Origin of the sequence: Pseudomonas linyingensis, assembly GCF_900109175.1 — a bacterium.
Classification (GTDB): Bacteria; Pseudomonadota; Gammaproteobacteria; order Pseudomonadales; family Pseudomonadaceae; genus Geopseudomonas; species Geopseudomonas linyingensis.
Genome location: NZ_FNZE01000010.1, coordinates 1 through 11,607 on the forward strand (window position 1 = coordinate 1; position 11,607 = coordinate 11,607).

Below are 11,607 nucleotides of genomic sequence, written 5' to 3' on the forward strand. Positions count from 1 at the left end.
CTGGGCAAGCGCCGCATGGTCGGCGGCCAGGAAGACATGATCGTCGACGTCGCGCTGGATCTGCTGGCGGCCGGCAAGGGGCGCTGAGCTGTCCCGGATCTGTACGGGAACCGTTGCCGACGGGATCCGTACAGGTCCGCACCCTGCATTCCTCCCCGGCCCCGGCCGTCCAGCCGCGCTCTGCGGCGTTGTCGGCCGACGGCCACGCTTGCCCCCTTTCTACCCCAGCGCCGGCCATTGCCGGCTGCGGCACCGCGGCCGGATTTTCCACCCTGCGAGTAGCCGCCGCGCCCGGTTATCCGAGGAATGCACGATGGCACATTAATGTGCGCCCAAGGGACAAGCCGCGCGGTGGGCGGATAGTTGGGCCATGGGGGCGCACATAAAGTGGAGTCGACGTCAACGTAGCGGACTTGACCCATGTCAAAACTAATCAATATCGATCAAACCTCATCCCTGGTGGTGTCCCGGTCGGGCGTCGGTCAGCGTGCTCTCAAACTGCTGACAGCGGTACTGCCCTGGTCGATCATCGCCGGCCTGCTGTGGGCGGGGCTGTTCATCAAGCCGCAGCCGGTGGGCGCCACCGTGACGCCGCCGCTGCTGGAGCGCCGCGATCACTTCTACGGCCTGGCCCTGTCACCGGCGGGCGATGTCTGGGTCAGCGGCTCGCGCGGCAAGATCCTCGCCATCACCGCCGACGGCAAGATCAGCCGCCTGGCCACGCCGACCGAGCGCACCCTGCAGGACATCGCCATCTGGGATGCCAGCCATGCGGTAGCGGTCGGCAACGACGGGGTGATCCTGCATAGCAGCGATGCTGGCCGGAGCTGGCAGGCGGCCCAGGATGTGCCGCGCTCGGAGGTTGCCAACAAGCTCAACCGGGTGCGCGTCGCGCCGGGCGGCCTGGCGATCGCCACTGGGGAAATGGGCGCGCTGCTGGTCAGCCGCGACCATGGCCACAGCTGGCAGCGCCTGCGCGAAGAGGAGGACGTGGCCTGGAACGACGTGGCCATCCTCGACAGCGGCCGGCTGCTGGTGGTCGGCGAGTTCGGCCGCATCCTGCTCAGCGACGACCAGGGGCAGAGTTGGGAGGAGATCGCGGCCCCGGTCCCCAGCTCGCTGATGTCGGTGCAGTTCCGTGACGAGCTGAATGGTGTCGCGGTCGGTCTGGAAGGCGCCCTGCTGGTCACCCATGACGGCGGTCGGCAGTGGGACAGCGTCGACCTGGGCATCCACGATCACCTGTTCGACGTGCTGTGGGACGCCAGCAACGGCCGCTGGTTCGCCAGCGGCGCGCTGGGCCGCTGGGTCAGCAGCGGCGAGCCGCACCGCTGGGTCAGCAGCAGCGCGGCCTGGTACTGGCGGACCGGCGCCCTCGACGAGCGCAACCTGGGCTGGCACACCCGCGCGCTGCTGGTCGGTTCGGGTATCTGGCTGGCCGGCGCCGATGTCGGGCGCTGGGATGGCCGGCACTGGTCGCCAGTGAAACCTTGACCCCTCCGCCTTGGCTCAACTTCTGCGAGATACGAGCATGATCGAACGCATAGCCGAATTCTGCATCCGTCGACGCGCCTGGGTAGCCGGCGTCATTCTCTCCCTGACCCTGATCCTCAGCTGGTTCGCGCTGCACATCGAGGTCCGCACGGTATTCGAGGACATGCTGCCCTCGCGCCACGAGTACGTGCAGACCCACGAGAAGTTCAAGGACACCTTCGGCGGCTCGAACATGGTCACCATCATGTTCGAGGTGGAGGAGGGCGACATCTTCCAGACCGCCGTGCTCGACAAGGTGCGCACTGTCACCCTCGGCCTGCGCGAGGTCTCGGCGGTCAACCAGTACCAGATCACCTCGCTGGCCTCGAAGAAGCTCAAGGAGGTGCGCGCCTCGACCGCGGGCATCGAGAGCCGCCCGTTGATGTGGCCCGACCTGCCGGTCGACGCCGAGGCGATGGCCGAGCTGAAGCGCTCGGTGCTGCGCAACCCGATGGTCTACGGGCCCTACGTGTCCAAGGACCTGCAGGCGACCCTGGTCACCGTCGACTTCATCGACCAGCAGGTCGACTACAGCAAGGTGTTCCACGAGGTCCGCGCGCTGATCGCCAAGGTCGACGACGGTAGCGTGAAGATCCGCGTGGTCGGCGACCCGATCCTCTACGGCTGGGTCAACCACTACCTGCCGGAAACCATCCAGCTGGTGCTCGCCGCCCTGGCGGTGACCCTGGTCATGCTGTTCGTCCTGCTGCGCACCTGGCGCGGGGTCAGCCTGCCGCTGCTGGCGGGCGTGGTCAGCGCGATCTGGGCACTGGGCATCTGCCGTCTGCTCGGCATCCACTTCGAGCCGCTGGTCATCGTGGTGGCCATGCTGATCACCTCGCGGGCGGTGTCGCACTCGGTGCAGATCGTCAACCGCTTCGACGACGAGATCGAACTGCTGCCGCCCGGCAGCGACACCTCGCGGATCGCCGCGCGGGTCGCCCTGGCCGACCTGTTCCGCCCCGGCATGCTGGGGGTGATCGCCGACGCCGCGTGCATGGCGGTGGTCGCCCTGAGTCCGATCCCGATGCTGCAGAAGCTGACCGTGCTGTCGGTGGTCTGGGTGTCGACGCTGACCGTGAGCGCGGTGATCCTCACCCCGGTGCTGTTGTCCTTCATCCGCAAGCCGCACGGTATGGCGCACCCGATCAACTGTCTGCCGGTGCTGCGCAAGGTGCTCGATCTGGCCGTGGTGGTCAGCCTGTCGCGGGCCCGCTATGCGGTGCTTGGTGTCAGCCTGCTGGTGGTGGTCAGCGCCGGCCTGTACTCGCTGAACCTGAAGATCGGCGATGCCAACCCGGGTTCGCCGATTCTCTGGCCAGAGGCGCAGTACAACCAGGACTCCGCGGCGATCAATGCACGCTTCGAGGGCGTAGACCGCATGTTCGTGGTGCTCGGCGACGACAGCCGGCCCGACCTGATCAAGGGCAATGAAGCCCTGCAGGCGATGAACAGCTTCCAGCGCTTCATCGAGGCCCAGCCGGAGGTCGGCGGTTCGGCTTCCATCGCCGACGTGCTGCCGCAGGTGAACAGCAGCCTGCGCGAAGGCAACCCGCGCTACCTGGAGCTGGGCGACAGCGGCTCGCTCAACGGCAGCCTGATGGCCATGCTCGACTCGGTCTCCGAGCCGGGCGACATCTCGCGCTTCGCCGATGACCACTACGCCAATGGCGCGGTCACCCTGATGTTCCGCGACCGCCAGGGCGAGACCATCCGCACCGCAGTGGCGCGCATCAAGGAGTTCATCGCCAGCCACCCGCTGAGCGAGGGCCAGTGGCATCTGGCTGGCGGCCTGATCGGGGTGATGGCCGCGGTCAACGAGATCATCCTGTCCAGCCAGATCGAGGCCATCGCCCTGGCCCTGCTGGTGCTCGCCGTGCTGTGCACCATCGTCTATCGCTCCACCACCGCCGGCATGCTGTTCATGGTCCCGGTGATCATCTCCAACATGCTGACCTTCGCCTTCATGACCTGGAAGGGCATCGGCATGAACATCAACACCGTGCCGGTGGCGGCGCTGGGCATCGGCCTGGGGGTCGACTACGCCTTCTACATCGCCGATCGGGTCAAGGAAGAGATCGCCATCGGCAGCAGCCCCGAGCACGCCATCCGCCAGGCCCTGCACTCGTCGGGCATGGGGGTGATCGTCACCGCCAGCGTGCTGATCCTCGCCACCCTGCTGTGGTGGGCCTCGTCGCTGCGCTTCCAGGCCGAGATGGGCCTGCTGATGGCCATCTGGCTCAGCGTGTCGGCGTTCTCCGCGCTGTTCGTCATGCCTTCGCTGATCTACGTCTGCCGTCCGCGCTTCATCTTTGGCGAGCGTGGCCAGGCGGCGGCCACCATTACCCAACCAACCTCGTTTCAGCCTGCCTGAGACGGGATAACAACAACAAGAAACCATCGGTTCCTCGCTGCCAACCACTCTGGGGATAACACATGAACAAGCACGGCATGGTGGGCGCGCGCTCGCGCACCCCTCTGAACAAGCTCGCGCTGGCGATAGCATTGGCAACGGTCGCCTCGACCGCCCTTGCTGAAGATCGCTTCAAGTACGACGGCTACCTGCGCCAGGAAATGTCCTGGAATGCGAAGAACTGGGAGGACACCCCCGGCTACGACGACAAGGGCAAGCTGTCGATGGCACGCAGCACCGCGCGCCTCAATTTGGAGTGGAAGGCCACCGAGGACGTGTCGGTGGTCGCCAAGCTGTGCGCCTCCCGCGAGGTGAAGACCAACTTCCTCGAGCACCTCGAGGAGATGGGCGCCAACAACTATCGCGAGGCCGATGGTCAGGGCGACATCATGGATCTCTACAACGACGAGGAGATCCGCGAGCTGTACGTCGACTTCCCGGTCGGTGAGCGCCTGCAGTTCCGCCTTGGCAAGCAGCAGATCGCCTGGGGCGAGACCGACTTCTTCGCCGCCAACGACCTGGTACACGGCTTCGACTACACCTGGCGCAGCTTCCTCGAGCCGGCCAACGAGGAACTGCGCAAGGCCAACATCATCGCCAAGATGAACATCGACGTGCCGGAGCTGGACGGCGGCCTGGAGGTGTTCGTGCGCCCCGGTTGGGACCGCAAAGAAGACATCGGCACCGAGCTGGACATCTACGGCGGACGCTGGTCGAGCCAGCCGTACGCCGGCGTGGATTTCCGCAACATCGACCCGTACAACTTCGAGAACGACGAGGGCGACTACCGCGACGTCACCGGCGGCATCCGCTGGAGTGGGCTGTATGGCGACACCAACTACTCGCTGTCCTACCTGAAGACCTTCTACCCGTCGCCGATCCTCAACGCCTCCAACAACCTCGCCCTGTTCGGTCTGCCGGGCGTGCCGTCCGGGGCGGAGACCAAGGGCACCGAGCAGACCCGCGGTCCGGCCGGCGAGATCATCTATCCGATGGTCGACATCTTCGGCTTCACCGCCAGCCGCTACTTCGAGGGGGCGGACGCGGTGTTCAGCACCGAGATGGCGTACATCAAGGACGCGCCTTACCAGATCCTGCAGTCGCCGCCGACCCTGATCAGCCAGGCGGTGGCCCCGGGCTTCGACGGCTACGCCACCAAGGATGTGGTCGCCCTGATGCTGCGCATGGACAAGAACATCGCCGCCAGTCAGGACTGGCTGGGCACCGAGAAGCCGATGTTCTTCTCCGTGCAGCTGTTCGACAAGTGGGTGCAGAACTACGACGAAGACGACGCGCTGCTCTACAGCGTCGGTTGGGGCGGCGAAGTCAAGGAGCACTCGGTGCTCGCCACCGCAATCTTCGACCTCAGCTACAACAGCGGGCGCATCCGCCCGAACCTGGTGGTCGGTTCCGACCTCAGCAACGGCGGCGGCTTCGTCATTCCCTCGGTCACCTTCGAGCTGAACAGCAAGCTGCGCTGGAAGGTCGAGTACGACGCCTTCTGGGGCAGCGATGCGCGCGATGGCGACAAGTGCGGCTTCCCGAATGCGGCCTCCTGCGACAACGCCACCCTGTTCGACTACTTCAACAACCGCGATCAGCTCTACACCAGCCTGACCTATCTGTTCTGATCCCCCATCGGAGAGCTACCCATGAACGCATTCCGTTTCTCCCTGCGCCATACCCTGACGGCAGGTCTCATTGCCGCTACCGGCAGCGTCTCGTCCTTCGTCGCGGCCGCCGAAGTGCCCGCGGGCACGGTGATTTCCGCCGCCAACATCGACCAGATCAAGAACGACACCTTCGAAGGGCACAGCATCGCCAGCCTGCTCACCGAGAAGATGGAGTGGCGCATCCGCAACAGCGGCTGGAAGCTGCCGCTGGCCAAGTCCCAGGAAGTTCCCCTCGACCCGCGCTGGGTCAAGGCTTCGCAGGCCAACGAGGGCAAGGCGACGATCAACAAGGAAGCCTGCCGGGTGGACAACTGGGGCGCCGGTGCACCCTTCCCGAACATCGACATGAAGGACCCGCAGGCCGCCGAGAAGCTGGTGTGGAACTGGCACCTCGGCCAGCTGGTCGGTGACGTCTCCCAGGTGCCGCAGTACACCCAGCTGCTGATCGACGGCAAGAAGGGCGTGCACGCCGAGCCGGTCGCCGAGTTCAGCCGCTACACCATGAAGGGCCGCCTGACCAGCGAGCAGACGGTCGAGGGCGACGGCAGCGAGCGTGGCCGCCAGCTGCTCTACTTCAAGTCGCCTTCCGACATGAAGGGCCTCGGCACCTACACCCAGATGTACGACTCGGACAAGGTCAACAGCGTGTGGGCCTACATCCCCGCCGTGCGCCGGGTGCGCCAGCTGTCCGGCGGCGCCTGGATGGACCCGGTCGGCTCCTCCGACCAGCTGCAGGACGACCTGGAGATCTTCAACGCCCGTCCGTGCTGGTACCCCGAGTACAAGCTGCTCGGCAAGCGCTGGGTGCTCGCCGTGGCCAACAGCAAGACCGGCCTGTGGAATCCGGAGGGCAAGAGCTTCGCCGAGAAGTACCCGGTGGTGGAGAACGCCGCGCCCTACTGGAACATGAACAACAACAGCTTCGAGCCGCGCGAGGTGTACGTCATCGAGGCGATCACGCCGTCGGCGCACCCGTACAGCAAGAAGGTGCTGTACATCGACGTGAAGTATCCGCGCTTCTACTACGCCGAGGCCTACGACCGCAAAGGTGAGTTCTGGAAGTTCATGGAGTTCCACTCCTACTCCAATACCGCTGATGGCGACATCCGTACCACCGCCGGCGCGGTCATCGACTTCCAGCGCAACCACGCCACCCTGTCGATGATCGATACCAAGTCGTGGAAGACCAACTTCGACGCCAAGGCCAGCGACTTCTCCCTGCAGACCCTGCAGCGGGCGGGCCGCTGATATAGCACCACGCCTGGCGGGACCGGTTTGCGCCGGTTCCGCCACTCCCTTCCAGACAGAGCCGGTCCGGCGGCCCTGGCGGGCTGTCCGGCCAGCGGAGAACAACAAGATGCCGACCATGAAAGCCGCGCGCCTGCACGAGATCGGTGCGCAATTCGTCCTCGATGAAGTGCCGCGCCCACAGCCTGGCGCCCACGACGTGCTGGTCAAGGTCGAAGCCAGCACGGTGATCCCCAACCTGAAGAACGTCACCACCCATTTCCCCGAGTGGTACCCGTTCCTGCCGCTGCCGGCGCTGCCGGCGATCTTCGGCCTCGACTCGGCCGGCACCGTGACGGCGGTCGGTTCGGCGGTCACCTCCTTCAAGCCGGGCGACCGCGTCTACGTCAATCCCGGCGTCGGCTGCGGCGAATGCCGCTACTGCAAGCAGGGCGAGACGCCGCGCTGCGCGGCCTACACCTTCCTTGGCTATTTCGGCTTCGGTCCCGGCTCGCAGGCGATCTTTGAAAAGTACCCCTACGCCGGCTACGGCGAGTACCTGACAGCCCCGGCGACCAACCTGGTGCGCCTGCCGGACAACCTGTCGAGCGCCCAGGCCACCCGCTTCGGCTACCTCGGCACCGCCTACTCGGCGATCCGCAAGGCCGCCCTGCGCCCGGCGCAGAGCATCCTGGTACTCGGCGCCAGCGGCACCCTCGGCGTCGGCGCCACCCTGCTGGCGCTGGCCTTCGGCGCCGCCAAGGTGGTGGTTGTCGCTCGCGACCGCGCAGCGCTGGAGCGCCTCAAGGAGCTTGACCCGCGGCGCGTCGAGATCGTGCCGATCGGCGCGCGTACGATCCGCGAGCAGGTGCTGGAGCTGCTGCCGGACGGCGTCGACGCCATGCTCGATACCCTGGGCGCCAAGGCCCCGGCCGCGCTGTCGGTGGACGCCATGGGTGCGGTCGGCCGCGGCGGGCGCATCGTGCAGATCGGCGGCGTCGCCGGGCCGATCCCGATCGACCCGCATCCGTTCATGTGCCAGCAGCTGCAGTACATCGGCTCGCTGTGGTTCACCACCGCCGAGGGCGACGAGATGGCCCGCATGGTCGAGTCGGGCATCCTCGACCTGTCGCTGCTCGAGGAGCGCGCCTACCCGCTGGCGCAGCTCAACCAGGCGCTCGAGGACATCCAGAGCCAGGCCAACGGCTTCACCAACTTCCACATCGTCCACGGCTGACCTTCAGCCCCTGCGGCGACGCGGGCCGTCGGCGTGAGCGGACGGCCCGCGCCCGCACCACAACGGAGCACCACGGCATGCAAACGCAGCGCATCGTCACCGGCCACGACCAGGCCGGCCGCTCGACCGTCGCCAGCAGCGGCCCGCTGCCCGGCGTCGGCGAGTTCCGCCAGTTCCCCGGCTTCGCCGTCGAACTGATCTGGCAGACCGCCCCCGGGCCTATTCCCACGCATCCCGTCGAGCCCGCCAGCCCGCCGCGCTCGGTGCTGCCGGCTGCCGGCGGCAGTTGCGCGATGCGCGTCACCTTTCCTCCCGCTGCCTCGGCCATGCCGGTGGACTTCGATCCGCAGGCGGCCGCCCGCGAACTGTGCGAACGGCTGCCCGGGCTGGGCGAGCTGTTCGAGGCCGATGCCCCCGGCTTCCATCGCTCCGACACCATCGACTACGGCGTGGTGCTGGAAGGCGAGATCACCCTCGAACTGGATGACGGCTGCCGGCTGTTGCGCCAGGGGGATGTGGTCGTGCAGATGGGAACCCGGCATGCCTGGAGTAACACCGGTAACACGCCGGCGCGTCTATTGTTCGTGATGGTGGGCGCGCAGCGCGTGCAGGTCATTGCGTAACCCCCTCCAAAGATCTAGCTTTCGGCCGGCAGCGGCCTACTGGATACTCGCCGACAAATAATTGATCTCAATCAAGGGATGCTGATCAGCTGGCATTCTTCTTGCTGTGAATGCGTAGGGTGTTCGATTTTTACGGATGTGTTACGAGCCCGGTCCGGCAATTTCGGTACTCCGCGCATGATGGGACGACTGACGATGGCGAGTGTTCGCACCGACATCAGTCACCCCTGAACCGCGTGCGTGCAAGTTCTGCGAGCGGAGAGGGGATACCGGTGATGAACAACGACCATACGCCTTATAACAATAAAATAGAGGCTGAACGAAACATGCAAAGTCTGGCTTTTTCCACAGCGACCCCCCCGGATGCCGTGCTGGCGAAGTTCGAGGTATGCCATACCCAGGATCTCGAAGAGGCGCGCCGCTGGGGCGAACGCATCTTCTGCGAGAACCGTCTGCGCAACCAGGACCGCCAGGCATCGGTCGATACGCGCATCTACTACCGCCGACTCGGTGGCATCGGTGTCGGCCGCATGAGCTACGGCAGCGACATCACCATCGACCCCGGCGTGCTCGATACCTTTGCGCTGATCCAGATGCCGATCCGCGGCGAGGAGGTGATCGAGTTCGGCAGCCGCCAGGTCTGCTCGACGCCCACCCAGGCTTCGGTGATCAACGCCCACCTGCCGTGCCGCATCCACCATCGCAAGGACACCGAGAAGCTCATCATGCGCGTCGACCGCAGCCTGCTCGAGCGCATCTGCCAGCAGCACCTCGGCCGCACCCTGCAGAAGCCGGTCGAGTTCCTGCCGGCGATGCCGCTGGACACTGCGGAGGGGCAGCGCTGGATGCGCATGGTCGGCTGGATCTACGACAACCTGTCCAACGATGAGGGTAGCCTGCCACCGCTGCTTGCAGCGCAGTTCGAGCAGGCGCTGGTGACCGCACTGCTGACCTGCCAGCCCAGCAACTACAGTGCCGAGCTGTGCGCCGATGAGGGGCAGTCGATCGCGCCGTCGTTCGTCAAACGGGTCGAACGCTACATCGAGGAGTACGCCCACGAGCCGATCTCCATCGTCGAGATGGCCGAGCATGTAGGGGTCAGCAGCCGCTCGCTGTTCGCCGGCTTCCGCCGGTTCCGCAACACCTCGCCGATGCTGTATCTGAAAGAAGTGCGCCTGCGCCGCGTGCACGAGGAGTTGCAGCAGAGCAGTGCCGGCAGTACCACGGTGACGGCGGTGGCCTTCCGCTGGGGCTTCAGCCACCTCGGCCATTTCACTACCGACTACAAGCGCCGCTTCGGCGAAAGCCCCTCGGACACCCTGGCGCGCTGAGCGCCCGGACACGGACGTCCGCCCCTTTCCTGCTCCTTTCTTCTTTTCTGCACTGCCGGGATAACTCCCTCGGTCATTGGAGCGTCAGCCCGCCCCCCGCTTCTTAGGATGACTCTCAAGGGTGCCGCACAGGGCGGTACCCACTCTCCAGTCAGCCTCCCGGGGGTTTCCAATGTCCGACCAGCCGATCATCCGTCGCCGCCAAGTCAAAACCGGTATCAGCGATGCCCGCGCCAACAACGCCAAGACCCAGAGCCAGTACCAGCCCTACAAGGACGCCGCCTGGGGCTTCATCAACCACTGGTACCCGGCGCTGTTCAGCCACGAGCTGGCCGAGGACCAGGTCGAAGGCATCCAGATCTGCGGTATCCCGATCGTCCTGCGCCGCGTCGACGGCAAGGTGTTCGCCCTCAAGGACCAGTGCCTGCACCGCGGCGTGCGCCTGTCCGAGAAGCCGATGTGCTTCAACAAGAGCACCATCTCCTGCTGGTACCACGGTTTCACCTTCGACCTGGAGAGCGGCAAGCTGGCGACCATCGTCGCCAACCCGGACGACAAGCTGGTGGGCACCACCGGCATCACCACCTACCCGGTGCACGAAGTCAACGGCATGATCTTCGTCTTCGTCCGCGAAGACGACTTCCCCGAAGAGGACGTGCCGCCGCTGTCCTCCGACCTGCCGTTCCGTTTCCCGGAGAACAGCGACCGCTTCCCGCACCCGCTGTGGCCAGCCTCGCCGAGTGTGCTCGACGATAACGCCGTGGTGCTCGGCATGCACCGCACCGGTTTCGGCAACTGGCGGATCGCCTGCGAGAACGGCTTCGACAACGGGCACATCTTCGTCCACAAGGACAACAGCATCGTCCACGTCAACAACTGGGTGCTGCCGCTCGGCCTGCTGCCGGTCGGTGACGACGCCATCCAGCTGGTCGAAGACGACAACGGCCCGAAGGGCATGATGCAGATGATGTTCACCGAGAACTGGCAGCCGGTGCTGGAGAACGAGGAGCTCGGTCTCAAGGTCGACGGCGTCAACGGCCGCTACTACCGCACCTCGGTGGTGCTGCCGGGCGTGCTGATGGTGGAGAACTGGCCGCAGGACCACGTGGTGCAGTACGAGTGGTACGTGCCGATCACCGACGATACCCACGAGTACTGGGAAATCCTCGTGCGCGTGTGCAACACCCCCGAGGAGCGCGCCAAGCACGAGTACCGCTACAAGACGGTGTACGAGCCGCTGTGCCTGCACGGCTTCAACGACTGCGACCTGTATGCCCGCGAGGCGATGCAGAACTTCTACGCCGACGGCACCGGCTGGGACGACGAGCAACTGGTGGCCACCGACATCTCGCCGATCACCTGGCGCAAGCTGTCCTCGCGCTGGAACCGCGGCATCGCCAAGCCCGGTCGCGGCGTGCAGGGCTCGGTCAAGGACCTCAGCCTGATCTTCAAGCAGACCGCCGACGGCCACCGTCCCGGCTACAAGGTCCGCAAGATCGAAGAGTAACAGCGCTGTACTGCCCGGCGTGCGTCCCTGCGCGCCGGGCAGCGACCTGCCGGGAGCCTTCTG

The 11,607-nt window shown here is 65.9% G+C and carries 9 protein-coding genes; all 9 read left to right on the forward strand.

Annotated elements, in window-relative coordinates; translation table 11 throughout:
* Positions 1 to 87 (forward strand): hypothetical protein (locus BMZ19_RS13080; protein ID WP_139214682.1); only part of this gene is annotated, 87 nt, incomplete at its 5' end.
* A gap of 333 nt (positions 88 to 420) precedes the next feature.
* Positions 421 to 1,494, forward strand: a complete 1,074-nt coding sequence (locus tag BMZ19_RS13085; RefSeq protein ID WP_090311585.1) for a WD40/YVTN/BNR-like repeat-containing protein — start codon at positions 421 to 423, stop codon at positions 1,492 to 1,494.
* A 37-nt stretch (positions 1,495 to 1,531) separates the two neighbouring features.
* Positions 1,532 to 3,907 carry an efflux RND transporter permease subunit gene (locus BMZ19_RS13090; protein ID WP_090311587.1) on the forward strand — a complete coding sequence of 792 codons (2,376 nt, stop codon included), beginning with the start codon at positions 1,532 to 1,534 and terminating at the stop codon, positions 3,905 to 3,907.
* A 62-nt stretch (positions 3,908 to 3,969) separates the two neighbouring features.
* Complete coding sequence (locus tag BMZ19_RS13095; RefSeq protein WP_090311588.1) at positions 3,970 to 5,577, forward strand: DUF1302 family protein; 1,608 nt, start codon at positions 3,970 to 3,972, stop codon at positions 5,575 to 5,577.
* A gap of 21 nt (positions 5,578 to 5,598) precedes the next feature.
* Positions 5,599 to 6,867, forward strand: coding sequence for a DUF1329 domain-containing protein (locus BMZ19_RS13100; protein ID WP_090311590.1), 1,269 nt, complete (start codon positions 5,599 to 5,601; stop codon positions 6,865 to 6,867).
* Between the two features lie 109 nt (positions 6,868 to 6,976).
* Positions 6,977 to 8,083 carry an alcohol dehydrogenase catalytic domain-containing protein gene (locus tag BMZ19_RS13105; RefSeq protein ID WP_090311592.1) on the forward strand — a complete coding sequence of 369 codons (1,107 nt, stop codon included), beginning with the start codon at positions 6,977 to 6,979 and terminating at the stop codon, positions 8,081 to 8,083.
* Positions 8,084 to 8,160: 77 nt separating this feature from the next.
* Positions 8,161 to 8,706, forward strand: coding sequence for a cupin domain-containing protein (locus tag BMZ19_RS13110; RefSeq protein WP_090311594.1), 546 nt, complete (start codon positions 8,161 to 8,163; stop codon positions 8,704 to 8,706).
* Positions 8,707 to 9,032: 326 nt separating this feature from the next.
* Positions 9,033 to 10,037, forward strand: coding sequence for an AraC family transcriptional regulator (locus BMZ19_RS13115; protein WP_090311596.1), 1,005 nt, complete (start codon positions 9,033 to 9,035; stop codon positions 10,035 to 10,037).
* A gap of 172 nt (positions 10,038 to 10,209) precedes the next feature.
* Complete coding sequence (locus BMZ19_RS13120; RefSeq protein ID WP_090311598.1) at positions 10,210 to 11,544, forward strand: aromatic ring-hydroxylating dioxygenase subunit alpha; 1,335 nt, start codon at positions 10,210 to 10,212, stop codon at positions 11,542 to 11,544.
* Positions 11,545 to 11,607 lie beyond the last annotated feature (63 nt).

Bases quoted from the DNA above. Each gene is read 5' to 3' on its own strand.
- BMZ19_RS13085 (WP_090311585.1), top strand. From the start codon at position 421: ATGTCAAAACTAATCAATATCGATCAAACCTCATCCCTGGTGGTGTCC.
- BMZ19_RS13090 (WP_090311587.1), top strand. From the start codon at position 1,532: ATGATCGAACGCATAGCCGAATTCTGCATCCGTCGACGCGCCTGGGTA.
- BMZ19_RS13095 (WP_090311588.1), top strand. From the start codon at position 3,970: ATGAACAAGCACGGCATGGTGGGCGCGCGCTCGCGCACCCCTCTGAAC.
- BMZ19_RS13100 (WP_090311590.1), top strand. From the start codon at position 5,599: ATGAACGCATTCCGTTTCTCCCTGCGCCATACCCTGACGGCAGGTCTC.
- BMZ19_RS13105 (WP_090311592.1), top strand. From the start codon at position 6,977: ATGCCGACCATGAAAGCCGCGCGCCTGCACGAGATCGGTGCGCAATTC.
- BMZ19_RS13110 (WP_090311594.1), top strand. From the start codon at position 8,161: ATGCAAACGCAGCGCATCGTCACCGGCCACGACCAGGCCGGCCGCTCG.
- BMZ19_RS13115 (WP_090311596.1), top strand. From the start codon at position 9,033: ATGCAAAGTCTGGCTTTTTCCACAGCGACCCCCCCGGATGCCGTGCTG.
- BMZ19_RS13120 (WP_090311598.1), top strand. From the start codon at position 10,210: ATGTCCGACCAGCCGATCATCCGTCGCCGCCAAGTCAAAACCGGTATC.